23 protein-coding genes are annotated in these 25,080 nt (G+C 65.0%); 21 read left to right on the top strand and 2 right to left on the bottom strand.

Going from position 1 to position 25,080, the window contains the following annotated elements; translation table 11 throughout:
• The first annotated feature begins 87 nt into the window (after positions 1 to 87).
• The 17 genes from QHC78_RS04880 to QHC78_RS04960 all read left to right on the top strand — a co-directional run bounded on the left by QHC78_RS04880 (position 88) and on the right by QHC78_RS04960 (position 17,789).
• The gene (locus QHC78_RS04880; protein ID WP_319742767.1) at positions 88 to 1,752 is read left to right on the top strand and encodes a methyl-accepting chemotaxis protein; all 1,665 of its coding nucleotides are present in this window, start codon (positions 88 to 90) and stop codon (positions 1,750 to 1,752) included.
• Between the two features lie 369 nt (positions 1,753 to 2,121).
• Positions 2,122 to 2,481: an NADH-quinone oxidoreductase subunit A gene (locus QHC78_RS04885; RefSeq protein ID WP_319742768.1), complete on the top strand. Its 360-nt coding sequence runs from the start codon at positions 2,122 to 2,124 to the stop codon at positions 2,479 to 2,481.
• Between the two features lie 36 nt (positions 2,482 to 2,517).
• Complete coding sequence (locus QHC78_RS04890; RefSeq protein ID WP_087779235.1) at positions 2,518 to 2,994, top strand: NuoB/complex I 20 kDa subunit family protein; 477 nt, start codon at positions 2,518 to 2,520, stop codon at positions 2,992 to 2,994.
• A 93-nt stretch (positions 2,995 to 3,087) separates the two neighbouring features.
• A complete protein-coding gene (locus QHC78_RS04895) occupies positions 3,088 to 3,681 on the top strand; it encodes an NADH-quinone oxidoreductase subunit C (RefSeq protein WP_319742769.1) in 594 nt (197 codons plus the stop codon).
• 3 nt (positions 3,682 to 3,684) lie between these two features.
• Complete coding sequence (locus tag QHC78_RS04900; protein WP_319742770.1) at positions 3,685 to 4,938, top strand: NADH-quinone oxidoreductase subunit D; 1,254 nt, start codon at positions 3,685 to 3,687, stop codon at positions 4,936 to 4,938.
• A 31-nt stretch (positions 4,939 to 4,969) separates the two neighbouring features.
• Positions 4,970 to 5,473 (top strand): NADH-quinone oxidoreductase subunit NuoE, encoded by a 504-nt coding sequence (gene nuoE, locus QHC78_RS04905; protein ID WP_319742771.1) that lies wholly within the window; start codon positions 4,970 to 4,972, stop codon positions 5,471 to 5,473.
• On the top strand, positions 5,470 to 6,789 hold the full coding sequence (nuoF, locus tag QHC78_RS04910; RefSeq protein WP_319742772.1) for an NADH-quinone oxidoreductase subunit NuoF: 1,320 nt from the start codon (positions 5,470 to 5,472) through the stop codon (positions 6,787 to 6,789). The genes nuoE and nuoF overlap by 4 nt, the downstream gene beginning before the upstream one ends.
• Positions 6,790 to 6,863: 74 nt before the next feature.
• Positions 6,864 to 9,191, top strand: a complete 2,328-nt coding sequence (gene nuoG, locus QHC78_RS04915; RefSeq protein WP_319742773.1) for an NADH-quinone oxidoreductase subunit NuoG — start codon at positions 6,864 to 6,866, stop codon at positions 9,189 to 9,191.
• Positions 9,191 to 10,264 carry an NADH-quinone oxidoreductase subunit NuoH gene (nuoH, locus tag QHC78_RS04920; RefSeq protein ID WP_319742774.1) on the top strand — a complete coding sequence of 358 codons (1,074 nt, stop codon included), beginning with the start codon at positions 9,191 to 9,193 and terminating at the stop codon, positions 10,262 to 10,264. Before nuoG ends, nuoH begins: the two co-directional genes overlap by 1 nt.
• A gap of 41 nt (positions 10,265 to 10,305) precedes the next feature.
• Positions 10,306 to 10,794 (top strand): NADH-quinone oxidoreductase subunit NuoI, encoded by a 489-nt coding sequence (gene nuoI, locus QHC78_RS04925; protein ID WP_319742775.1) that lies wholly within the window; start codon positions 10,306 to 10,308, stop codon positions 10,792 to 10,794.
• Positions 10,795 to 10,808: 14 nt separating this feature from the next.
• Positions 10,809 to 11,456: an NADH-quinone oxidoreductase subunit J gene (locus tag QHC78_RS04930; RefSeq protein WP_319742776.1), complete on the top strand. Its 648-nt coding sequence runs from the start codon at positions 10,809 to 10,811 to the stop codon at positions 11,454 to 11,456.
• Positions 11,453 to 11,761 (top strand): NADH-quinone oxidoreductase subunit NuoK, encoded by a 309-nt coding sequence (gene nuoK / locus QHC78_RS04935; protein WP_319742777.1) that lies wholly within the window; start codon positions 11,453 to 11,455, stop codon positions 11,759 to 11,761. Before QHC78_RS04930 ends, nuoK begins: the two co-directional genes overlap by 4 nt.
• A 27-nt stretch (positions 11,762 to 11,788) precedes the next feature.
• Positions 11,789 to 13,819, top strand: a complete 2,031-nt coding sequence (gene nuoL / locus QHC78_RS04940) for an NADH-quinone oxidoreductase subunit L (RefSeq protein WP_319742778.1) — start codon at positions 11,789 to 11,791, stop codon at positions 13,817 to 13,819.
• A gap of 11 nt (positions 13,820 to 13,830) precedes the next feature.
• Positions 13,831 to 15,318, top strand: coding sequence for an NADH-quinone oxidoreductase subunit M (locus QHC78_RS04945; protein ID WP_319742779.1), 1,488 nt, complete (start codon positions 13,831 to 13,833; stop codon positions 15,316 to 15,318).
• Positions 15,319 to 15,336: 18 nt separating this feature from the next.
• The gene (gene nuoN / locus QHC78_RS04950; RefSeq protein WP_319742780.1) at positions 15,337 to 16,818 is read left to right on the top strand and encodes an NADH-quinone oxidoreductase subunit NuoN; all 1,482 of its coding nucleotides are present in this window, start codon (positions 15,337 to 15,339) and stop codon (positions 16,816 to 16,818) included.
• Between the two features lie 75 nt (positions 16,819 to 16,893).
• Positions 16,894 to 17,214 carry a DUF2818 family protein gene (locus QHC78_RS04955; RefSeq protein ID WP_319742781.1) on the top strand — a complete coding sequence of 107 codons (321 nt, stop codon included), beginning with the start codon at positions 16,894 to 16,896 and terminating at the stop codon, positions 17,212 to 17,214.
• Positions 17,211 to 17,789, top strand: a complete 579-nt coding sequence (locus QHC78_RS04960) for an NUDIX hydrolase (RefSeq protein ID WP_319742782.1) — start codon at positions 17,211 to 17,213, stop codon at positions 17,787 to 17,789. The genes QHC78_RS04955 and QHC78_RS04960 overlap by 4 nt, the downstream gene beginning before the upstream one ends.
• 81 nt (positions 17,790 to 17,870) lie before the next feature.
• On the opposite strand, the gene QHC78_RS04965 is transcribed toward QHC78_RS04960, so the two are convergent.
• A complete protein-coding gene (locus tag QHC78_RS04965) occupies positions 17,871 to 18,896 on the bottom strand; it encodes a Bug family tripartite tricarboxylate transporter substrate binding protein (protein ID WP_319742783.1) in 1,026 nt (341 codons plus the stop codon).
• A gap of 179 nt (positions 18,897 to 19,075) precedes the next feature.
• A complete protein-coding gene (locus QHC78_RS04970) occupies positions 19,076 to 21,250 on the bottom strand; it encodes a malate synthase G (RefSeq protein WP_319742784.1) in 2,175 nt (724 codons plus the stop codon).
• Positions 21,251 to 21,550: 300 nt separating this feature from the next.
• On the opposite strand from QHC78_RS04970, the gene QHC78_RS04975 reads away from it, so the two are divergent.
• From QHC78_RS04975 to QHC78_RS04990, 4 genes are read left to right on the top strand one after another with little or no spacing between them, the layout of a single operon-like run.
• The gene (locus QHC78_RS04975; protein WP_319742785.1) at positions 21,551 to 22,168 is read left to right on the top strand and encodes a biliverdin-producing heme oxygenase; all 618 of its coding nucleotides are present in this window, start codon (positions 21,551 to 21,553) and stop codon (positions 22,166 to 22,168) included.
• An 8-nt stretch (positions 22,169 to 22,176) separates the two neighbouring features.
• Positions 22,177 to 23,091, top strand: a complete 915-nt coding sequence (locus QHC78_RS04980; protein ID WP_319742786.1) for a heme/hemin ABC transporter substrate-binding protein — start codon at positions 22,177 to 22,179, stop codon at positions 23,089 to 23,091.
• Positions 23,088 to 24,251 carry a FecCD family ABC transporter permease gene (locus QHC78_RS04985; RefSeq protein ID WP_319742787.1) on the top strand — a complete coding sequence of 388 codons (1,164 nt, stop codon included), beginning with the start codon at positions 23,088 to 23,090 and terminating at the stop codon, positions 24,249 to 24,251. The genes QHC78_RS04980 and QHC78_RS04985 overlap by 4 nt, the downstream gene beginning before the upstream one ends.
• Positions 24,248 to 25,069 carry a heme ABC transporter ATP-binding protein gene (locus QHC78_RS04990; RefSeq protein ID WP_319742788.1) on the top strand — a complete coding sequence of 274 codons (822 nt, stop codon included), beginning with the start codon at positions 24,248 to 24,250 and terminating at the stop codon, positions 25,067 to 25,069. The genes QHC78_RS04985 and QHC78_RS04990 overlap by 4 nt, the downstream gene beginning before the upstream one ends.
• Positions 25,070 to 25,080 lie beyond the last annotated feature (11 nt).

Here is a 25,080-nt window from a genome sequence, read left to right on the forward strand (position 1 = left end):
TCCGATAACCGATCTGACAGGCAACGGCGGGATTCTCCGGAATCCCGCCGTTGCCATTTTGTGGGCTCGGGTTTTCATCAGGACGTCATGAAGATACGCAGTAAATTGTTTGCGCTGGGGATTGCTGGCATCGTAGCGCTGCTGGTGGTGGCCGGTGGTGCGGTAGCGGGGCTCTTGCGCCTGAGCGCCGCTGTCGATGGTTTCGCCCGGCACCGCGTGCCGGCGCTGGTGGCGCTGGGTGCCTTGCGCGAAGGGCAGGTACAGATTGCCCGTCATAACCTCGAGCCGCTGCAATGGGCCGGCGAATACTCCATCGAAGCGCGCAATGAATGGGAGCGGATGCTGCAGTCCAAGGCCCGGACCTGGGCGGCGTTGGAACAAGCCCGGGCGGCCTTGGCAGCGGATGAGGCGGCGCCAGGCGAAACCGGCGCGCTGCAAGCTTTCGACGCTGCCTTCCACGCATGGGCAGAAAAGGAAAAGCCGCTCACGGATCTGCTCAAGCAGCTCGTAGAGGTGGACTCCGAGGAGCGCCAGCGTTTCTTGTTCCTCAAATATCTGGCGACCTATTCAGCCCAGGAGTCCTACTACGTACAGGCGCAGCAGGCCATGCAGGCCCTGGCGGAGGAGGGCGCCGGGGAGGCCGCGGCCCGTGCCGCCGAACTGCGCCAGGCCAGCCGCAGCCTGGCCTGGCTCATCGCGGGTATAGGCATGGCCGCGGTCGCGGCCATGCTGCTCGGGGCGTGGCGGGCGGGCAGTACTATCGTGGGCGCCCTGGACCGCATGCGAAACCGGTTGGTGTCTATTGCGGGCGATCTGGACTTCCGGCCGCGCGAAGCGGTCCGCGGAAGAGACGAGGTGGCCGACATGGCGCGGGCCCTCGACCAATTGGTAGCACGGGTGCGTACTTCGCTCGCCACGGTGCAGGACCTGTCGGCGGCGATGAATGCGGCCGGTGACGAGGTGACCGCCAGGGCGGCCGGCGTAACCGGCGGCGCGGAGCGCCAAAGCGAGGCGGCGCGCCGCATGGCCGAGGCCATGCAGGCGGTTGCCGCCAGCATGGGACGTGTGGCGGCCTCGGTCGAGGAGGCGGTCGGCTTGTCGCGCACCGCTTGCCGGCTGGCGGCACGCGGCGGCGAGTTGATCGATACCGCCGGCGGCCGGATGGATGCGATCGCCGGCCGCATGGGCGAGGCATCGCGCGCGCTGGAAGCGCTCGGCCGGCATGGCGCTTCGATCCGCGAAGTTGCCCGCCTGATCTCGGATATCGCGTCGCAAACCAAGCTGCTGTCGCTCAATGCCGCCATCGAAGCCGCGCGCGCGGGCGACGAGGGAAGGGGGTTCGCGGTGGTGGCCGAACAAGTCCGGGCGCTGGCCGAGAAGAGCTCGGCCTCCAGTCACCAGATCGGCATGACGGTCGAGCGCATTGCCGACGAAACGATGGTGGCCGCGGAGTTGATGCGGGAAGTGGTCGAGGCCGTGGCGGTCGGCCAGTCCAGTGCCGGCGAGGCCGGGCGCTTCATGGGCGAGTTGCATGCCGGATCGGAGCGGGCGGCCGGCGTGGTCGCCGCCATTGGCCAGGCGCTGGACGAGCAGTCGTCCCTCAACGACGGCGTGGTCCGCCATGTTGCCGAAGTGGCAGGCATGGCCGAGGAGTACCGCGAAGCCGCCACGGCCATGGCGGCCCGCGCCGCGCAACTGCGGGAAACGGTGCGCCGCGTCGACGAGACCGTCAACTCGTTCAGGGTGTCGTAAGCCTTTGAGTATGCGGCTTTTTCCTCGGGAGAAAGCGTCGCAAGCGTTTCAGCGGGCTCAGGGTTTGCGCTATACTTTCTGTCGGACCAGCATGGGTATGAAACATGCGTGTCCGACAGTTACCGGTAAGACAGTTTTGTTTTGCTCCGATTCGCATGGTTCCAGACGCCGCGGTTCGCGCAAAAACATACATCCTTGCATGTAAATGCACGCTGGCGTTTTAGAATGGCGCCGGCCCCGGTCCGGGGCCACAGCAGGCGACATCCCTGGCGCGCCCGCCGCAAGGAAGTCTGGCCAGCATCCTGCCAATTTTGCAAATGACGCTTCGGGCTACCTCGTGCCCGTGGCGTGACTCGAACAGGTTACCTGATGAATATCGAGAGTTACCTTCCTGTCCTGCTCTTCATCATCGTGGGCAGCGTCCTCGGTTTCGCGTTGATGTTCCTGGGTTCGGTGATCGGTCCGCGCCGGCCGGACAGCGAGAAGCTCTCGCCGTACGAGTGCGGCTTCGAAGCGTTCGAAGATGCGCGCATGAAGTTTGACGTGCGCTACTACCTGGTCGCGATCCTGTTCATCCTGTTCGACCTCGAGATCGCATTTCTGTTTCCATGGGCCATGGCCAACGAGCAGGTAGGCCTGCTGGGTTTCGGCACCGTGGCGGTATTTCTGGCCGTTCTCGTGGTCGGGTTCATTTACGAGTGGAAAAAGGGCGCGCTCGACTGGGAATGATCCCAGCGGCATGCCGAAGGACACCGGGTTTCATCCATGGCTATCGACGGAATTCTCAACGAAGGCTTCATCACCACGACCGCGGACAAGGTCATCAACTGGGCGAAGACCGGGTCGCTGTGGCCCATGACGTTCGGCCTGGCCTGTTGCGCGGTCGAGATGATGCACGCCGGCGCGGCGCGGTACGACCTCGACCGCTTCGGCATCATTTTCCGGCCCAGCCCGCGCCAGTCCGATCTGATGATCGTCGCGGGCACGCTGTGCAACAAGATGGCGCCGGCGCTGCGCAAGGTGTACGACCAGATGCCCGAACCGCGCTGGGTGGTCTCCATGGGCTCGTGCGCGAACGGCGGGGGCTACTACCACTATTCGTATTCGGTGGTTCGGGGTTGCGACCGCATCGTACCGGTCGACGTGTATGTGCCGGGATGCCCGCCCACGGCCGAAGCACTGGTGTACGGCTTGTTGCAGTTGCAGAACAAGATCCGCCGCACCAACACCATCGCGCGTTGATGTCGATGCCGGTGCCCGCACTGCCCATCTTTCCCGTTTCGCCCGGATGGCCGTTGGTCCGCCCGGTGCCGTCTTTTTTTAGTCCGAGCGCTCATGACCAAGCTTGAAACCCTGCGCCAGAATCTGCTTCGTGCCTTGGGCGAGGATATCCGCCTGACGCTCGCCCTGGGCGAGCTGACGCTCGAGGTTCCGGTCGACCAGTACGTGAACGTGTGCCGGACCCTGCGCGACGATGACGGGCTGCGCTTCGAGACCTGCATCGACCTGTGCGGCGTGGATTACTCGACCTACGGCAACGAAGTCCAGGAAACCGAGCGCTTCGCAGTGGTGCTGCACCTGACGTCGATCACACACAACTGGCGCCTGCGGGTGCGGACCTACGCACCCGACGACGACATGCCGGTCGTGCCGTCGCTGGTCGAGATCTGGCCCGGTGTCAATTGGTACGAGCGCGAGGCCTTCGACTTCTTCGGCATCCTGTTCGAAGGGCACCCGGACCTGCGTCGCATCCTGACGGACTACGGCTTCATCGGCCATCCGTTCCGCAAGGACTTCCCGCTCTCGGGCAATGTCGAGATGCGTTTCGACCCCGAGCAGAAGCGGGTCATCTACCAGCCCGTGACGATCGAGCCGCGCGAGATCATTCCGCGCGTCATTCGCGAGGACGGTTACGGGGCAGGGCGCTAAATCATGGCAGAGATCAAGAACTACACCCTCAACTTCGGCCCGCAGCACCCGGCCGCGCACGGCGTGCTGCGCCTGGTGCTGGAACTGGACGGCGAAGTCATCCAGCGCGCCGATCCGCATATCGGCCTGCTGCATCGCGCCACCGAGAAGCTGGCCGAGCACAAGACCTTCCTGCAAGCCTTGCCGTACATGGACCGTCTCGACTATGTGTCCATGATGTGCAACGAGCACGCCTACGTCATGGCCATCGAGAAGCTGATGGGCATCGAGGTGCCGCTGCGGGCGCAGTACATCCGCGTGATGTTCGACGAGATCACCCGCATCCTGAACCACCTGATGTCGCTGGGCTCGCACGCGCTCGACGTGGGTGCGATGGCCGTGTTCCTATACGCGTTCCGCGAGCGCGAGGACCTGATGGACTGCTACGAGGCGGTCTCCGGGGCGCGCATGCACGCGGCCTACTACCGGCCCGGCGGTGTCTATCGCGACCTGCCCGACCGCATGCCGCAGTATCGCCCCAGCAAGCTGCGCAGCGAGAAGGAACTGAAGGCGCTGAACGAAGACCGCTCCGGCTCGCTGCTGGATTTCATCGAGTCCTTCACCAATCGCTTCCCCGGCTACATCGACGAATACGAGACGCTGCTGACGGACAACCGGATCTGGAAGCAACGCCTGGTCGACGTGGGCATCGTCACGCCGGAGCGCGCCAAGGCGCTGGGTTTCACCGGGCCCATGCTGCGCGGATCCGGCATTGCCTGGGACTTGCGCAAGATGCAGCCGTACGAGGTCTACGACCTGGTCGATTTCGACGTGCCCGTGGGCGTCAACGGCGACTGCTACGACCGCTACCTGGTCCGCATCGAGGAAATGCGCCAGAGCAACCGCATCATCAAGCAGTGCGTGGAATGGCTGCGGAACAATCCCGGCCCCGTCATGACGAGCAACCACAAGGTCGCTCCGCCCAGCCGCGCCGAGATGAAGACCAGCATGGAAGAGCTGATCCACCATTTCAAGCTCTTCACCGAAGGATTCCACGTGCCGCCGGGCGAGGTCTATGCCGCAGTCGAGCATCCCAAGGGCGAATTCGGCATCTACCTGGTGTCTGACGGGGCCAACAAGCCGTACCGCCTGAAGATCCGCGCCCCGGGCTTTGCCCACCTGCAATCACTGGACGAGATGGCGCGCGGTCACATGATCGCCGACGCCGTCACGATCATCGGCACGCAGGACATCGTGTTCGGCGAGATCGACCGCTGAACCCATGACCGCGTCCCAACCGGATACCACCATGCAGCTTTCCGAACAGGCCCTCAAGAAGATCGACCGCGAAGTCTCCAAGTACCCGGCCGACCAGAAACAGTCCGCCGTCATGGCGGCGCTGGCCATCGCACAGGACGAGAAGGGCTGGCTGTCCACCGAGCTCATCGAAGAGGTCGCGCACTATCTCGAGATGCCGCCCATCGCGGCGCAAGAGGTCGCCACCTTCTACAACATGTACAACCTCAAGCCCATGGGGAAGTACAAGATCTCGGTCTGCACCAACCTGCCCTGTGCGCTGCGCGACGGCGAGAAAGCCGCGCATTATCTGAAGCAGAAGCTGGGCGTCGACTACAAGGAAACCTCCGCCGATGGCCTGTTCACGCTGGTCGAGGGCGAGTGCATGGGGGCCTGCGGCGACGCGCCGGTTCTGCTGGTGAACAACAAGCGTATGTGCATTCAGATGTCCGAGGCCAGGCTCGACGCGCTCGTCGATGAACTCCAGGCCGAGGCGAATGCCGGAGGTGCAAAATGAGCGTGGCCGAACCGGTCATCAGCACGGCGTTCCACAATCGCCACATCGACCCGCAGATCATGGCGGGCCTGGACGGCAGCAACTGGCGCCTGAACGACTATGTCGCGCGCGGTGGCTACGAGGCGCTGCGCAAGATCCTGTCCACCGGCATGACGCCCGAGCAGGTCATCGCCGAGGTCAAGGCCTCGGGCTTGCGCGGACGGGGCGGCGCCGGCTTCCCCACGGGCCTGAAGTGGAGCTTCATGCCGCGCACCTTCCCGGGCCAGAAATACCTGGTCTGCAACTCCGACGAGGGCGAGCCCGGGACGTTCAAGGACCGCGACATCCTGCGCTATAACCCGCACATCGTGATCGAAGGCATGGCCATCGCCGCCTACGCGATGGGTATCACCGTGGGCTACAACTACATCCACGGCGAGATCTTCGAGGTATACGAGCGTTTCGAGGAAGCGCTGGAAGAGGCCCGCGCGGCCGGCTTCCTGGGCGACAACATCCTGGGCTCGAACTTCAGCTTCCAGCTGCACGCGCACCACGGCTATGGGGCCTACATCTGCGGCGAGGAAACCGCGCTGCTGGAGTCGCTGGAAGGCAAGAAGGGCCAGCCGCGGTTCAAGCCGCCGTTCCCCGCCAGCTATGGCTTGTACGGTAAGCCCACCACCATCAACAATACCGAGACCTTTGCCGCGGTGCCGTGGATCATCCGCAACGGCGGCGATGCCTATCTGCAGGTAGGCAAGCCCAACAACGGCGGCACCAAGCTGTTCTCGGTCTCGGGCGACGTGGAATATCCGGGCAATTTCGAGATCCCGCTGGGCACCCCGTTCTCCAAGCTGCTGGAACTGGCCGGCGGCGTACGCGGCGGCCGGAAGCTCAAGGCCGTGATCCCGGGCGGCTCGAGCGCGCCGGTGCTGCCGGCGGACATCATCTTGGACTGCACCATGGACTACGACTCGATCGCCAAGGCCGGGTCCATGCTGGGGTCGGGCGCAGTCATCGTCATGGACGAGACGCGCTGCATGGTCAAGTCGCTGATGCGCCTTTCCTATTTCTACTTCGAGGAAAGTTGCGGCCAGTGCACGCCCTGCCGCGAAGGCACAGGCTGGCTCTACCGGGTCGTCCAGCGCATCGAGAGCGGCAAAGGGCGTCCGGAAGACCTCGAGCTGCTCGACTCGGTGGCGGGCAACATCATGGGGCGCACCATTTGCGCGCTGGGTGATGCGGCCGCCATGCCGGTACGGGGATTCCTGAAGCACTATCGCGACGAGTTCCTCTACCACATCGAACACAAGCACTGCCTGGTGCCCGAGTACGTGTAGGCGGCCAGGTGGCGCAACGAAAGACTTAACGAAACGCACACGCCCGGCCCGACGGCGGGGCAAACGGAAATAAGATGGTTGAAATTACGATCGACGGCAAGAAGGTGGAGGTGGCCGAGGGGAGCATGATCATGCATGCTGCCCAGAAGGTCGGCCTCTACGTGCCGCATTTCTGCTATCACAAGAAGCTGTCGATCGCGGCCAATTGCCGCATGTGTCTGGTCGACGTAGAAAAGGCCCCCAAGCCGCTGCCTGCCTGTGCCACGCCCGTGAGCAACGGCATGGTGGTGCATACCGCTTCCGAGAAGGCCATCGACGCCCAGAAGGGCGTGATGGAGTTCCTGCTGATCAACCACCCGCTGGACTGCCCCATCTGCGACCAGGGTGGCGAGTGCCAGCTGCAGGATCTGGCAGTGGGCTATGGCGGCTCGTCCTCTCGCTACAGCGAGGAAAAGCGCGTCGTCTTCCACAAGAACCTGGGGCCCCTGGTGTCGGCCGAGGAAATGGCCCGCTGCATCCATTGCACCCGTTGCGTGCGCTTCGGCCAGGAAATCGCCGGGGTGATGGAGCTGGGCATGCTCAACCGCGGCGAGCATTCCGAGATCACCACGTTCGTCGGGCGCGCCGTCGAGTCGGAGCTTTCCGGCAACATGATCGATCTGTGCCCGGTGGGTGCGCTGACGTCCAAGCCGTTCCGCTATAGCGCCCGTACCTGGGAGCTGGCGCGCCGCAAGTCGATCAGCCCGCACGACAGCATCGGCGCCAACCTGATCATCCAGGTCAAGAACGACCGCGTGATGCGCGTGGTGCCGTTCGAGAACGAGGCCGTCAACGAATGCTGGATCAGCGACCGCGACCGTTTCTCGTACGAAGGCCTCAATAGCGACGACCGCCTGGCCGCGCCCATGGTGCGCGGCGCCGACGGCCAGTGGAAGGAAGTCGAGTGGGCCGAGGCGCTGGACGCGGTGGCGGCCGGGCTGCAATCGGTCAAGAGCAACTATGGCGCCGGACAGATCGGCGCCCTGGCCGCGCAGTACGCGACTACCGAAGAGTTTGCGCTGCTGGCGCGCCTGATGCGCGCCCTGGGCTCGGACAATATCGATTTCCGCTTGCGCCAGACCGATGCCGGCTTCGACGCGGTCCGAAACGGCGTGCCCTGGCTCGGCATGTCGCTGGCCGACATCGCCACGCTCGATCGGGTGCTGGTGGTGGGCTCGTTCCTGCGCAAGGACCACCCGCTCCTGGCCCAGCGCCTGCGCCAGGCCGCCAAGGCCGGAACACAGGTGGTGCTGGTCGACGTCGCGGCCGACGATCCGCTGATGCCGTTGGCCGGGCGCATTACCGTTGCGCCGTCCGCGCTGCCCACGGTGCTGGCCGAAATCGCCGTCGCACTGGCCCAGGCCAAGCAGACCGCCGTCGCCCCCGAGCTTGCCGGCGTGCAGCCGGGCGAGGCTGCCCAGCGCATTGCCGCGGTGCTGGCCTCCGGCGAGAATGCCGCGGTGCTGTTGGGCAACCTGGCCGTGCAGCACCCGCAGGCGTCGGTGCTGGCAGCCAATGCGCAATCGATCGCGCAGACCGCCGGCGCGCGCCTGGGCTTCACGGTCGAAGGCGGTAACGCCGTGGGCGGCTATCTGGCCGAAGCGGTGCCTGTGCGCGGCGGCAAGACCGTTTCGCAAATGCTGGCCGATCCGCTCAAGGCCTACATCGTGATGCACGCCGAGCCGGCGCTGGACACCGACAATGGCGTAGCCGCCCTGCGGGCGCTCCAGTCCGCCCAGTTCAACGTGGCCTTGACGTCTTACCGTTCGGCCGCCCAGGACTGGGCCCACGTCATGCTGCCCGTCTCGCCGTTTACCGAGACGTCGGGCACTTTCGTCAACGCCGAGGGCAGGGTGCAGAGCTTCAAAGGCACGGTGCGGCCCCTGGGTCAGACGCGTCCCGGCTGGAAGGTGCTGCGCGTCCTGGGCAATGCCCTGGAGTTGCCCGGCTTCGACGACGAGACCTCGGAGTCGGTGCGGGACGCAGTGCTGGCTGGCGAGATCGCGCCGCGCCTGTCCAATGCCATCGGCGCCAAGCCCGGCATGGGCCAGCCGGTACAGGGCCTGCAGCGCGTGGCCGATGTGCCGGTGTATTTCAGCGATGCAATCGTGCGCCGCGCCGAGTCCCTGCAGGCCACGCCCGCGGCCGATGTCCCCGAGGCACGCGCCAACTCGGCCACCGCGGCGAGTCTGGGCCTGGCCGACGGCGACCGCGTGCGGGTGAAATCGGCCACCGGCTCGGTCGAGCTCTTTCTTTCCCTGGATGACACGGTGCCCGCCGGCGCCGTGCGTATTGCCGCCGCCCATGCCGCGACCTTCGGGCTGGGCAGCGCGTTCGAACAACTCAGCGTGGAGCGTGCCTGATGCAGTGGATCGACGTCCTTCAGGCTCATGGAACCGAGCTGATCGGCCCGGTGGCCTGGTCGGTGGTGTGGAATATCGTCAAGATCCTCTGCATCGCGATACCCATCATCTTGTGCGTGGCCTATCTCACGTACTGGGAACGCAAGCTGATCGGCTGGATGCACATCCGGGTGGGTCCCAACCGCGTCGGGCCTCGGGGTTTGCTGCAGCCCTTCGCCGACGTGCTCAAGCTCCTTACCAAGGAAGTCATCGTCCCCAGCAACGCCAACCGCGTCCTGTACGTCGTGGCGCCGGCGGTGGTGCTGATGCCGGCGCTGGCGGCCTGGGCGGTCGTGCCTTTCGGCCCCGAGGTGGTGCTGGCCAACGTCAACGCCGGCCTGCTCTACATCATGGCGATCACGTCGCTGGGCGTGTATGGGGTGATCATCGCCGGATGGGCCTCGAACTCGAAGTACGCGTTCCTGGGCGCGCTGCGTGCCTCGGCCCAGATGGTCTCCTATGAGCTGGCCATCGGCTTCGTGCTGGTGACGGTGCTGCTGGTGTCCGGCAGCCTGAACATGAGCGAGATCGTCTGGAAACAGTCCGAGGGGCAGTTCGCCGGCATGGGCCTGACCTTCCTGTCCTGGAACTGGCTGCCGCTGCTGCCGCTGTTCGTGATCTATGTCATTTCGGCCGTGGCGGAAACCAACCGCCATCCGTTCGACGTGGTGGAAGGCGAGTCCGAAATCGTGGCGGGCCACATGGTCGAGTATTCGGGCATGGCGTTCGCCCTGTTCTTCCTGGGCGAATACGCCAACATGATCCTGTTGTCCGCGCTGGCGTCGATCATGTTCCTGGGAGGCTGGCTCCCGCCGGTCGATGTCGCCCCGTTTACCTGGGTGCCGGGCTGGATCTGGCTGGCGCTCAAGACGTTTTTCGTGGTGTCGCTGTTCGTCTGGTTCCGCGCGTCTTTCCCGCGCTACCGCTATGACCAGATCATGCGTCTGGGCTGGAAGATCTTCATTCCGCTCACGCTTGTCTGGCTGCTGGTGGTGGCGGTCTGGATGCAGACGCCGTGGAACATCTGGAAGTAACGCCCGCAGCGTGCGAGCAACAGAATAGGCAGGATTGAATCATGCAAGCGATCAAGGAATTCTTCGGCAGCCTGATGCTGACCGAACTCCTCAAGGGATTGCGCCTGACGGGGCGGTATGTGTTCGCCCGCAAGATCACGGTGCAGTATCCCGAGGAAAAGACGCCGATGTCCCCGCGCTTCCGCGGTCTGCACGCCTTGCGCCGCTATCCCAATGGGGAAGAGCGCTGCATCGCTTGCAAGCTGTGTGAAGCGGTTTGCCCGGCGGTCGCCATCACGATCGAATCCGAGGTTCGCGAGGACGGTACCCGCAGGACCAATCGCTACGACATCGATCTGACCAAATGCATTTTCTGCGGGTTCTGCGAGGAAAGCTGTCCGGTCGATTCCATCGTCGAGACGCATATCCACGAATACCACGGGGAACAGCGGGGCGACCTGTATTTCACCAAGGAAATGCTGCTGGCGGTCGGCGACCGCTATGAAGCCGAGATCGCGCAGAACCGTGCGCAGGATGCGAAGTACCGGTAACCGAAACCCACACTATGACCGCCATACTGTTCTATATCTTTGCCGCGATCCTCGTAGTGGCCGCTTGCCGGGTCATCGTCGCGCGCAGTCCCGTCACCGCCGTCATGCACCTGGTGCTGTCGTTCTTCACCGCCTCCATGATCTGGATGCTGCTGAAGGCGGAATTCCTCGCCATCCTGCTCGTGCTCGTCTATGTCGGCGCCGTCATGGTGCTGTTCCTGTTCGTGGTCATGATGCTGGACATCGACAGCGCCAAACTGCGCGAAGGGTTCCGCAGCTACCTGCCCATGGGGATCGTGGTGGGCGCGATCATGGTGGCCGAGATGGCCTTCGTGCTGGCCAATGCCTATTGGGATCCCAGCGTGCCCCCGGCGCCGGCCGATTTCAACAACACGCGCGCCATCGGGGTGGCGATGTACACCGAGTACATCTATGCCGTCGAGATCGCGGCGGTGATCCTGCTGGTGGGCATGGTGGCAGCGATTGCGCTGACCTTGCGCCGCCGCAGCGACGTCAAGATCACCAGGCCGTCCGAACAAATCCGGGTGCGTCGCCAGGACCGCGTGCGCCTGGTCTCGATTCCGTCGCAATCCGAAAATTCCCAGGAAGGCGAGGGCGCCCCGGCGCCTGCAGCTTCCGGTTCTAAGGGAAGCCAACCATGACCCTGACTCTTGGCCATTTCCTCGTGCTGGGCGCGATCCTGTTCGCGATCAGCGTCGTGGGCATATTCCTCAATCGCAAGAACATCATCGTGCTGCTGATGGCAATCGAGCTGATGCTGCTTGCGGTGAACATGAATTTCGTCGCCTTCTCGAGCTGGATGGGCGACTTGAGCGGGCAGGTGTTCGTGTTCTTCATCCTGACCGTGGCGGCCGCCGAGTCCGCCATCGGCCTGGCCATCCTGGTTGTACTGTTCCGCAACCTGGACACGATCAACGTTGATGAACTTGACCGGCTGAAGGGCTGACGGTCCGGGCTACGAGAAAATCAAGACATGTCTGTACCTAAGCTCTATCTCCTCATCGCTTTCGCCCCGCTCGTCGGGTCCATCATCGCAGGGTTGTTCGGTACCGGTTTCCTCGGTCGGTGGGTCGGCCGCGCCGGCGCACACTGGGTCACCATCCTGGGCGTCCTGGTCTCGGCGATCGGCTCGGTCATCGTCCTTCAGGACGTCCTCGCCGGCAACACCTTCAACGGCGCGCTCTACACCTGGAGCGCGATCGGCGGCATCAAGCTGGAAATCGGCTTCATGATCGACACCTTGTCGGCCATGATGATGGTGGTGGTCACCTCGGTATCGCTGATGGTGCACATCTACACCATCGGCTACATGAAGGACGATCCCGGCTACCAGCGCTTCTTCGCCTATATCTCGCTGTTCACGTTCTCGATGCTGATGCTGGTCATGTCCAACAACATGCTCCAGCTCTTCTTCGGCTGGGAAGCCGTGGGCCTGGTGTCCTACCTGCTGATCGGCTTCTGGTACACCCGTCCCACCGCCATCTTCGCCAACATGAAGGCCTTCCTGGTGAACCGGGTAGGGGACTTCGGCTTCGTGCTCGGCATCGGCCTGCTGTTCGCCTATGCGGGCTCGATGAATTACACCGACGTATTCTCGCAGTCGGACAAGCTCGCCGGCATGACGTTCCCGGGCACCGACTGGATGCTGCTGACGGTGGCCTGCATCGCGCTGTTCGTGGGCGCGATGGGCAAGTCGGCCCAGTTTCCGCTGCACGTCTGGCTGCCTGACTCGATGGAAGGCCCGACCCCGATCTCGGCGCTGATCCACGCCGCCACCATGGTGACGGCCGGCATCTTCATGGTGGCGCGCTTCTCGCCGCTGTACGAGCTGTCGGACACGGCGCTGTCGTTCATCATCGTCATCGGCGCGATCACCGCGCTGTTCATGGGCTTCCTGGGCATCATCCAGAACGACATCAAGCGTGTGGTGGCGTATTCGACGCTTTCCCAGCTGGGCTACATGACCGTGGCGCTGGGCGCCTCGGCCTACTCGGTCGCGATCTTCCACTTGATGACGCACGCGTTTTTCAAGGCGCTGCTGTTCCTGGCCGCAGGCTCGGTCATCATCGGCATGCACCACGACCAGGACATCCGCAACATGGGCGGCCTGCGCAAGTACATGCCCATTACCTGGCTCACGTTCCTCCTGGGTTCGCTGGCGCTGATCGGCACGCCGTTCTTCGCCGGTTTCTACTCGAAGGAAAACATCATCGAGGCCGCCAAGCTCTCGCACGTCTGGGGCTCGGGCTTCGCGTATTTCGCGACGCTCGCCGGCGTGTTCGTGACGGCGTTCTACTCGTTCCGCCTGTACTTCCTGGTGTTTCACGGCAAGGAACGGTTCGACACGTCGGGCGGGCATGGGCACGATGATCACGCGCATGGCCATGATGACCACGGCCATGACGACCACGGTCACCACGGCGGCGTGCCGCACGAGTCGCCCGGAGTCGTCACCGTGCCGCTGATGCTGCTGGCCATTCCCTCTGTCATCATCGGCGCGATCGCCATCGGCCCCATGCTGTTCGGCGATTTCTTCAAGGGGGTGATCTTCAACTCCCCCGAGCATCCCGTGATGGAGCACCTGGCCGAGCATTTCCACGGCTGGGTAGCCTACGGCCTGCACGCCTTCAGCACTGCGCCGTTCTGGCTGATGCTGGCCGGCGTGGCGCTCGCCTGGTACTTCTACATGGTCAATCCGGCCATCCCCGCCGCCATCAAGGCGCGAGCAGGCTGGCTGTATAACCTGCTCGAGAACAAGTACTACATGGACAAGATCAACGAAGCCGTCTTTGCGCGCGGAGCCCGCGTCCTGGGCGGCGGCCTCTGGCGCATGGGCGACAGGTCGCTGATCGACGGCATCGTCGTCAACGGCAGCGCCCGCCTGGTGGGGTGGTTCGCCTCGGTGGTCCGCCGCCTGCAGTCGGGCTACATCTATCACTACGCGTTCGCCATGATCATCGGCATCATGGCCCTGGTCTCCTTCTTCGTCCTGCTGAACAATTGATGGCAAGCGATATGGCTCAAACTTCTTTTCCGTGGCTCTCGCTTGCGATCTTCACTCCGATCGTGTTCGGCCTCCTGGTGCTGGCCGTGGGCCGAGACAGCAATCCCGCCGCCGCCCGGGTGTTGTCCCTGATCGGCGCGATCGCTGGCTTCCTGGTCACGCTGCCTCTGTACACCGGCTTCGACGCCTCGACGGCGCAAATGCAGTTCGTCGAGAAAGCCACCTGGATCGCCCAGTACGGCGTGTCGTACTACCTGGGCGTGGACGGCATCTCGCTCTGGTTCGTGTTGTTGACGGCGTTCATCACCATCATCGTGGTGCTGGCCGGCTGGGAAGTCATCACCAGCCGGGTCGCGCAGTACATGGGCGCCTTCCTGATCCTGTCGGGCCTCATGATAGGCGTGTTCGCCGCGCTCGACGGCTTGCTGTTCTATGTATTCTTCGAAGCCACGCTGATCCCGATGTACATCATCATCGGCGTCTGGGGCGGTCCGAACCGCGTCTATGCGGCGTTCAAGTTCTTCCTCTACACGCTGCTGGGTTCGCTGCTGACGCTGGTCGCCTTCATCTACCTCTGGTACTCGGCGGGTGGCACCTTCGACATCCTGACCTGGCACAAGCTGCCGCTGGGCCATACCGAGCAGATTCTGATCTTCCTGGCCTTCCTGATGGCCTTCGCGGTCAAAGTGCCGATGTGGCCGGTACATACCTGGCTGCCCGACGCCCACGTCGAGGCCCCCACCGGCGGCTCGGTGGTCCTGGCCGCGATCATGCTGAAGCTGGGGGCCTACGGTTTCCTGCGATTCTCGCTGCCCATCGTGCCGGATGCTGCGCATAGCCTGTCGGGCATGATGATCGCGCTGTCGCTGATCGCCGTGATCTACATCGGCCTGGTCGCGCTGGTGCAGGAAGACATGAAGAAGCTGGTGGCGTATTCGTCCGTCGCCCACATGGGCTTCGTCACCCTGGGCTTCTTCATCTTCAATACGGCCGGCGTGGAAGGCGCCATCGTGCAGATGATCTCCCACGGCTTCGTCTCCGGCGCCATGTTCCTCTGCATAGGCGTGCTCTACGACCGCGTGCACTCCCGCCGCATCGCCGACTACGGCGGGGTGGTCAACACCATGCCGAAGTTCGCCACCTTCTTCGTGCTGTTCTCGATGGCCAACAGCGGCCTGCCTGCCACCAGCGGCTTCGTGGGCGAGTTCTTCGTCATCATGGGCTCGGTGGAGTACAACTTCTGGATCGGCCTGTTGGCCGCCACCGCCCTGATCCTGGGGGCGGCCTATTCGCTGTGGATGGTCAAGCGCGTGGTGTTCGGTGACATCGTCCACCAGCACGTGCGCGAGCTGGCGGACGTCAACCGCCGGGAGTTCTTCATCCTGGGCGTGATGGCACTCGCCGTACTGTACATGGGCGTTTATCCCGCGCCCTTTACCGACGTGATGCACGTGTCGGTCGACGCGCTGCTCAAGCACGTCGCCATTTCGAAACTGTAAGACGCCGGACGTTACGCAATGGAATTTGCCAATCTGAACCTGTCTCTCGCTGCACCGGAGATCACCTTACTGGTGCTGGCGTCCGCCATCTTGCTGATCGATCTCTTCGTCAAGGACGAAGGCCGGGCGCTGACGCACATCCTGTCGCTGCTCTCGCTGGTCGTGCTTACCTGGATGAGCCTCTCAGACCTGGCCGCCGGTGTGCAGGGCACCGCCTTCGACGGCCTGTACGTGGCCGATGGCCTGGGGCACGTTCTCAAGGTCTGCTCGTACATTGCGGTCGGCGTGACGCTGATCTACGGCAAGGCCTACGCCAAGGACCGCGGCATGCTGCGCGGCGGCGAGTTCTACGTGCTGTCCTTGCTGGCGCTGCTGGGCCAGATGGTCATGATTTCCGCCGGCAACATGCTGACCATCTACCTCGGCCTCGAGCTGATGTCGCTGTCCTTCTATGCGCTGGTGGCGGTGCGCCGCGACCATACCGTCTCGACCGAAGCGGCGATGAAGTATTTCGTTCTGGGTGCGCTGGCTTCCGGCCTGCTGCTGTACGGCATGTCGATGATTTATGGCGCCACCGGCACCCTGAACCTGGACGGCATCGCCCGCTCCACCGCCGAGGCCAGCGGCAACCGTATGGTGCTGGTCTTCGGGCTCGTGTTCCTGGTCGCAGGACTGGCGTTCAAGCTGGGCGTCGTGCCTTTCCATATGTGGGTTCCGGATGTGTACCAAGGCGCGCCTACGGCCGTGACGCTGCTGCTGGGCGGCGCGCCCAAGCTGGCCGCCTTCGCCATCGTGCTCCGGCTGCTGGTGGACGGCTTGTCGAGCCTGGCTGCCGACTGGCAGCCGATGCTGGCCATCATGGCCGTGGCGTCGCTGGCCATCGGCAACCTCGCCGCCATCATGCAGACCAACATCAAGCGCATGCTGGCCTATTCGACGATCTCCCACATGGGCTTCGTCCTGCTGGGCCTGATGTCGGGCGTGGTCGAGGGCAGCGCCTTCAATGCGCAGAACGCCTACACTTCGGCCCTGTTCTACGTGATCGTCTATGTGCTGACGACCCTCAGTTCCTTCGGCGTGCTGATGCTGTTGTCGCGCGAGGGCTTCGAGTGCGAGAACATCGATGACCTGAAGGGGCTGAACCGGCGCAATCCGTGGTTTGCCGGCGTGATGTTGGTGCAGATGTTTTCGCTCACCGGCATTCCGCCCACGGTCGGCTTCTATTCCAAGCTGGCGGTGCTGCAGGCGCTGGTGCAGGCCAATCACATCATCCTGGCCGTCGTGGCGGTACTGTTCTCGCTGATCGGGGCGTACTACTACCTGCGCGTGGTCAAGGTCGTCTATTTCGACGAACCGGTCGATCAGGCGCCGCTGCAAGGCTCTGCCGGCTTCCGTACCGTGCTGTCCGTCAACGGCGTCCTGCTGCTGGTCCTGGGCGTGTTCCCCGCGCCGCTGGTCGCCCTTTGCGCCCAGGCCATCTCCAGCTCGCTCGCTCTCTAACGTCCCCCCGCGGTTGCGGTCCGGCAGGCGCCGGTGCCGCCTCCGGACCGGCTTTGCAGCGCCAGGAATACCGCCTTGAAACAGACCCTCGCGATCTACGTCCTGATTCTGCTGGCACTGGTCACTGCCAACCTGCCGTTCCTGTCGGAACGCATCTTCGGCGTAGCAGGCTTTCGCCGGAATGGGGCGCCGGCCATCAAGCCGTTCTGGCTGAGGCTGCTTGAAGTGCTGGTGTGGTATCTGGTGGTCGGCGCCATCGGCGTGGCCTTCGAGGCCAGCCTGGGGAATGTCTTTCCCCAGGGATGGCAGTTCTACGCCATTACGCTGACGCTGTATCTCGTGCTGGCCTATCCCGGTTTCGTCTACCGTTACCTGTTCAAGCGGAGTGCGCGATGAGTGCCGACCGAGCCCTGGAAGAACTGGCGCGTAGCTCCGAGCGCCTGCGCGAAGAACCGCTGACGAGCGAATCCGTGTTCAAGGGCAAGCTGCTTGACGTGCGCCGCGATACCGTCAGGCTGCCCGGCGGCGGGACCGCCACGCGCGAATACATCATGCACCCCGGCGCGTCGATGATCGTGCCGATGCTGCCCGACGGGCAGGTGGTGTTGCTGCGCCAGTACCGCTATCCCATGCATAAGGCCTTCATCGAGTTCCCCGCTGGCAAGATCGACGCGGGCGAGTCTCCGCTGGCGACCGCCCAGCGCGAACTGACCGAGGAAACCGGCTACCGGGCCGGCAAATGGACGGAGCTCACCACGATCCACAACGCCATAGGCTATGCGAACGAGCGCATCGTCCTGTTCCTGGCCGAAGGGCTGGAACGTGGCGAGCAGCAACTCGACGACAACGAGTTCGTGGAAGTGTTCACCGCGCCGTTGGCTGATTTGATGGATTGGATCGCCCGCGGCGAGGTCACCGACGTCAAGACGGTGATCGGCGCTTTTTTCGTCAAGGAACTAGGCGTCCGCTGAGGCGCCGTCCCGTCAGCGCGGGCGGCCCGAGCTGCCTTCGCCCGCCGGGGCCTGCCTGCATCAGGTCCCCGGCGGTTCCCGTCATTCGAGCGTCACGTTGGCTTTCTTGATCAGGCCCTGGTAGGTCCTGGACTTGGCCGCCGTCTGTCGGCGGATTTCGTCCGGCGACCAACTGATGGTCTGGAAGGCGAACGTATCGAGGCGCTTCCTGATTTCCGGGTCCGCGATAATCTTCGCCACGTCGGCGTTGATCTTGTCGCGAATGGCGGTGGGGAGCCCCTTGGGCGCGAGCAGGACGACGAAGGAGTTGACGTCCAGGCTGGCCGGGCCGCCGCTTTCCGCGACCGTCGGCACCTCGGGCATCTGGGGGATGCGCTTGGGCGCCGCGACGGCAATATAGCGTAGCTTGCCGGCCTGGTAGGGGCCCTGGCTGGAAGCGATGGTGGCCATGCTCCAGTCCACTTCCCGGTTGCTCACGGCCGCGTACAGCTGGCCTACTTCCTTGTACGGGACGTGCTGCATGGTGACGCCGCCTTCGCTTTCGAGCGCGATGCCTCCCAGGTGGCCGGGGCTGCCTATGCCCCAGGAGCCGTAGGTCACCTGGCCGGGCTTGGCCTTGGCCGCCGCCAGGAGGTCCGATACCGATTTCCACGGGGAGTTGGCGGACACCGACACCAGGAACGGGGTAATGAACAGCGTGGCGACCGGATCGAACACCTTGTCCGGATCATAGTTGCGGCTCTTGTACAAGTGCGGCAGCGCGGCCAGCTGTTCGCTATCGAGTTGTAGCAGCGAGTAGCCGTCGGGTGCGGCGCGCCTGAAGGCGTCGATTGCCACGAAGCCTGCGCCGCCGGGCCGGTTCTCGACTACCACGCGCTGCCCCCACGCTTTGCCCAGGCGGTCGGCGACCAACCGCAGGACGGTGTCCGGGCCGCTGCCTACGGAAAACGACGTGACCAGGGTGACGGGCTTGTCGGGGTAGCGGTCGGCCGCCTGGAGCGAGGGGTGGACAGCGGCGCTGGACAGGGCTGCCGCGACCGCAAGACGCTTGACGAAATGGCGGCGCGGAAGCAGGGCGGGAGCGCGGCGTACCGGGCGTGTGGACATGGTCTCTCTCCTGATTCGAGTTTTAATTGCCCGTCAAGAATAGTGGCGGCGCATCGTCGAGTCAAAGCAGGACGAGGGGCGCGGTCCACATCGCGCCCCGGGCTCGACCTCGCGGCAGGGCTGGCTCAGGAGTTGGCGCGCGGCCCGGCGAGGAGGGCCGGCGCCGCGCAGCAAGGACGTCAGTGCCTGGCCTTGAACTTGGCCCGGTAGGCGTGCAGCAGCGGTTCGGTGTAGCCGTTGGGCTGGCTGCGGCCTTCGAAGATGAGGGCGGAGGCAGCCTGGAAGGCGAGCGACTTTTCCTCGTTGCCAGCCATCGGCAGGTAATGCGGATCCCCGGCGTTCTGCTGGTCCACGACCTTGGCCATGCGTTTGAGCACTTCGCGTACCTGGGCTTCGTTGGTGATGCCATGGCGCAGCCAGTTGGCAATGTGCTGGCTGGAGATGCGCAGCGTGGCGCGGTCTTCCATCAGGCCGACGTTGTGGATGTCGGGGACCTTGGAGCAGCCGACGCCTTGGTCTATCCAGCGCACGACATAGCCGAGGATGCCTTGGACGTTGTTTTCCAGCTCTTGCTGGATGTCGGCCGGGGACCAGGCCGAGGGGTCGCCCACGGGGACGGTCAGCAGGCCTTGGAGCAATTCTTCGCTGACGGTATCGAGCCGGGTCTTTTCCAGTTCCTGCTGGACGGCCTGCACGTCGACCTGGTGGTAGTGCATGGCATGCAGGGTGGCAGCGGTGGGCGAGGGGACCCAGGCGGTGTTGGCGCCGGCCTTGGGATGGGCGATTTTCTGTTCGAGCATGGCGGCCATCATATCGGGCATGGCCCACATGCCTTTACCGATCTGTGCGCGGCCGCGCAGTCCGGCGTCAAGACCGACCAGGACGTTGCTGCGTTCGTAGGCGGCGATCCAGGCGGAGGACTTCATGTCGCCCTTGCGCAGCATGGGACCGGCCTCCATGGCGGTATGGATTTCGTCGCCGGTGCGGTCGAGGAAGCCGGTGTTGATGAAGGCCACGCGGGCGCTGGCCGCGGCGATGCATGCCTTGAGGTTGACGCTGGTGCGCCGTTCCTCGTCCATGATGCCCATCTTGATCGCGTGCCGCGGCAGGCCGAGCAGGTCTTCCACACGGTCGAACAGTTCGTTGGCGAAGGCGACTTCGGTCGGGCCGTGCATCTTGGGCTTGACGACGTAGAACGAGCCTTTGCGTGAGTTGCGCTTGAGTTTCAGGTCGGGTAGCGACACCAGGGTAGCGACCACGGCATCGAGGATGCCTTCGGGGATCTCGTTGCCGTCCTTGTCCAGCACCGCGGGGTTGGTCATCAGGTGGCCGACGTGGCGCACGAACATCAGCGAGCGGCCATGCAGCGTCAGCGGCGACCCGTCGGCCGCGATGTATTCGCGGTCCGCGTTCAGGCGACGCGTGAAGGTCTTGCCGTTCTTGGTGACCTCCTCGGTCAGGTCGCCTTTGTTCAAGCCGAACCAGTTGCGGTAGATCTTGACCTTGTCGTCGGTATCGACCGCCGCCACCGAGTCTTCGCAATCCATGATGGTGGTGATTGCGGCTTCCAGCAGCACGTCCTTCACGCCGGCCGCATCGGTCGCGCCGATCTGGCTGGCGCGATCGATCTGGATCTCGAAGTGCAATCCGTTGTTCTTGAGCAGGACGGCCGAGGGCGTTTGCGGTTCACCCTGATAGCCTATGAATTGGGCCGGCTGGCGCAGCCCGGTCTCGCCGCGTTCCAGGACGACGATCAATTGACCGTTGCGGACCAGGTAGGCGGTGGCGTCGGCATGCGAGCCTTGGGCCAGCGGCGCGGCCTGGTCGAGGAAGGCTCGGGCGCGGGCGATCACGGACTTGCCGCGTACCGGGTTGTAGCCGCTGCCACGTTCGGCGCCGTCGGTCTCGGGCAGGGCGTCGGTGCCGTAGAGCGCGTCGTACAGGCTGCCCCAACGGGCATTGGCGGCATTCAGTGCATAGCGCTGGTTGGATACCGGGACCACCAGCTGCGGGCCGGCCTGCTCCGCAATCTCGGTATCGACGTCGGCGGTCGTGACGCGGACCTGCGACGGCTGCGGCTGCAGGTAGCCGATACCTTCCAGGAAGGCGCGGTAGGCAGCCTGGTCATGGACCGGACCCGGATGCGCACGGTGCCAGGCGTCGATTTCGGCCTGCAGGCGGTCTCGCTCGGCAAGCAGCTCGCGGTTCCTGGGCGCGAGGTCGTGCACGATCTGTGCGAAGCCTTGCCAGAAGCGGTCGCTGGCGACGCCGGTGGCCGGAAGGACTTCTTCCTCGATGAAGCGATCGAGCAGGGGGGCTACCTGCAAGCCGTGGCGATGGATGCGGTCGGTCATGGAATCAACTCCTGGTCTGGTCCGTTGCGGGCGGCGTACGGTACGGCGCCGCCGGCCTGTATTCGTCGTGCTTCGATGATATACGCTCGTCGGCGCGCAAGCGGCTGGAATACTGTCTCCCATAGTCAATACTCTTTTGCGTCCAGGGCGATAAATACCCCGGTGCAGTGGCCTCAGCCGGCGTTCGGCCGGGTAGCCAAGCCCGCAGGGGAGAGACAGGCGCGACGGGACAAGGCATAATGTATATCTAATTGAGACTGATTCTTCTTTTCGTTTATAGAAATTGTCTGGAACCCCGCCATGTCGTCCTCGCCCCATGCTTCCCCGGCCTCGCTGGCCCTCAAGTTGAAGTCCGAGACCGCCTCGCTGCACGACAAGCTCGATAAGCTGGTCCTGTCGGCCCGGCCTTTCGATAGTCGCGAGAACTATGCCCGGTTCGTCGTGGTCCAGTACCTGTTCCAGCGCGATATCGAATCCTTGTATGACGATCCGGTATTTCTCGCCCGCGTGCCCGATCTGGGCGAGCGCCCGCGGCTGGCAGCAGCGCTTGCCGACCTGCGTGACCTCGGCATGGCCGAACCCCGGCCCCTGGATGAACCGCAGGCGGCGGGCCTGGCGCTGCCGGAAGGGCTGGGATGGCTGTATGTTTCGGAAGGGTCCAAGCTGGGCGCCGCATTCCTGTTCAAGGAAGCCGCGCAGCGCCTGGGCTTGAGCGAGTCCTTCGGGGCGCGCAACCTGGCGGCTCCCGCCGAAGGGCGTGGCGCGGCCTGGAAGCGTTTCGTCCATGCGCTGGATCACAGCGGACTCTCGCCGGTGGAGGAAGGGCGGGCGGTCGAGGGCGCACGCGCGGCGTTCGAGCGTTTCGCGGTGCTGCTGGGCCGCAGCTATGATCTGGCCTACGAATCGCCGCTTGCATGAGGAGTCCTATGTCGAGTTCGAACGCGCCCGGGGAGGCGGCACCGGTCCTGGCGCGCCGGCGGGCGTTGCTTGGCGGGCTACCCGCGTGCCTGCTGCTGGCGGCGGCCGGTCCCGCGGCACACGCCGCCACTCACATGCCCCGTGTCGTTTCGGTGGGCGGCGGAGTCACGGAAATCGTCTATGCCCTGGGGGCGGCGTCCCAACTGGTGGGCGTGGACACCAGCAGCTTGTATCCCGCCCAGGCCTTGGCACTGCCCAAGGTCGGGTACCAGCGCACCCTGGCGGCCGAAGGCGTGATCGCGCTCGCGCCCCAGGTCGTGCTCGCCGGGCGCGAAGCCGGCCCGCCGGCGGTGCTGCGGCAACTCGAAGCGGCCGGTATAAAGGTGGTGCGGGTGGATGGCGCCTACACCTTCGAAGGCGTGGCCGAGCGGATCGCGACGGCCGCCGCGGCCCTGGGCCGCGAGGACGGGGGCAGGGCACTGATATCTTCGCTGTCGGCGCGGTGGGCCGCCTTGCGACAGCGCATGGACGAACAGCCGCTGCGCGGCGCGCAAGGGGGGCCATTGCGGGTGGCTTGCCTGATGCGCCATGGTTCGACGAGCTTGATCGCCGGCCGCGACACAGGTGCGGACGCCATGCTGGGACTGGTCGGGGCGGTCAATGTGTTCGGCGAATCTTTTGCCCAGTACCGGCCGCTATCGGCCGAGGCGCTGGTCCATGCGGCGCCCGATGCCGTGATCGGGACGGTCGACGGCGCGCCCGACGCCTCGGCTCGTGCCGCGCTGCTCGCCACCCCCGGGCTCGCCCTGACGCCCGCCGGCCGCCATGCCCGGGCCATTCCCTTCGATATCGTCCTGCTGCTCGGCTTCGGCCCACGCCTTCCCCAGGCCGCCGAAGCGCTGTATGAGGCGCTGCGGGTATGAGCGGGGGCACGGCCGAAGGGCGCGCGTCCTCCCTCGGGAAGGAAGTCGCGCAGCGACAGCAGGGCATACCTGTGAGCGGGACCCGCCCGTCGGTGTGGGAGCGGATGCGCGCGGGGCGCATGCCGCCGGGCCTGTTGTTCGCGCTGCTGGCCTTGATGCTGGTCGTGCTGTTGGCCGTGGCTGCCGGAAGCGGTGCCTATCCGATTTCGCCCGGCCGGATCGTCGCCATCCTGCTCGCAAAGATGGGCTGGACCCAGGGCGGCTACGAACCCCAAGAGATGGGCGTGCTGTGGACACTGCGCTTGCCGCGCGTGCTGCTGGGCGTTGCGGTGGGGGCACTGTTGGGCATGGCGGGCGCGACCTTGCAGGGGTTGTTCCGCAACCCCTTGGCTGATCCCAGCCTAATCGGCGTCTCCAGCGGCGCGGCGCTGGCCGTGGCGCTGACGGTAGTGTTCGGCAACCTCTGGTGGCCGGGGCTTGCCCGGGCTTTAGGCCTGGCGCTGCTGCCCGTGGCGGCATTCAGCGGCGGCGTGTTGACGACCATGCTGGTCTATCGCATAGGCCGTACTTCGCTGGGGGTTTCGGTGGCGGCGATGTTGCTGGCCGGCATCGCCCTCAATGCGATCGCACTGGCGTTGATCGGTCTTGCCAGCTACATGGCGACTGACGAACAGCTGCGCAATATCATGTTCTGGAATCTTGGCAGCCTGGCCCAGGCGAGCTGGCCGGTAGTCGGCGTGGTCGCCGCCGTCGGCGCCGTTGCGGCCGCCGGCATGTGGCGCCTGCGTTCGGGACTCAATGCGCTGGCGCTGGGCGAGGCAGAGGCCAGGCACCTGGGCGTGGCCGTCGAGCGCCTGAAGGCATGGGCCGTGCTGTCCAGTGCGTTGGCCGTGGGCATGGCGGTCGCCTTCTGCGGCATCATCGGTTTCCTGGGGCTGGTGGCACCGCATTGCATCCGCCTGGTGGCGGGACCGGATGCCCGGGTCGTGCTGCCGGGCGCTGCCTTGCTCGGCGCGACCTTGACCGTGGCGGCCGACCTGGCCGCCCGCACGGCGGTGGCACCTGCCGAAATGCCGATAGGCGTGCTGACTGCGCTCATTGGCGCGCCGTTCTTTCTTTTCCTGCTGCTGCGCGCCAAGAACAGGATGGCCGAAGGATGATGCCCGTGTTGCAGGTCACCCATCTTCGCGTCACCCGGCGCCAGCCGGGCCAGGCGCCGCGGACGGTGCTCGAGGACATAGACTGCGCCGTGTCCGAGGGCGAAGTGCTGATGCTTATTGGTCCCAATGGCGCCGGCAAGTCCACGCTCCTGGCGACCATGGCAGGCGATCTCCATCCCGCCTCGGGCGGCGTTGCGTTCAAAGGCCGGCCGCTGTCCGCGTGGCGCGCGGTCGATCTTGCCCGCCGGCGAGCCGTGCTGCCCCAGCGGGCGGGCCTTGCGCTGCCGTTCACTGTCGCGGAGGTGGTGCGTCTGGGCTGCCTGGCGCGCATGGAAAGCCGGGAGGGCATCGACGCCATCGTAGAGGCGGCCCTCGATGCCGCCGGCGTGGCATCGCTGCGCGACCGCGCGATGCCGGCCTTGTCGGGCGGCGAGCAGGCCCGGGTGCACCTAGCTCGCGTGCTGGCGCAGATATGGCCGGCGCAGGACAGCGCTGCCGACCGCAGCCGCCTGCTATTGCTGGATGAGCCCTGCGCCAGCCTCGACCCGCATCACCAGCATTCCGTATGCATGGCGATACGCGCGTTCGCGCATCGGACGGGCGCAGCCGTGATCGCCACCATGCACGATATGAACCTTGCTGCCCAATATGGGGATCGTATCGTCGCGCTGCGTGAGGGGCGGCTGGTGGCCGATGGAGCGCCCCGGTCAGTGCTGACGCGCGAGTTCGTGCGCCAGTGCTTCGGCGTGGATGCCTCGTACTGGGAGGCCGAGGCGCAGTTGATGGTGGCGACCCGGCCGCTGGCAGGGGCCGCCTGAAAACGCGCGCC

The organism is Pigmentiphaga sp., assembly GCF_033795525.1.
Taxonomy (GTDB): Bacteria; Pseudomonadota; Gammaproteobacteria; order Burkholderiales; family Burkholderiaceae_B; genus Pigmentiphaga.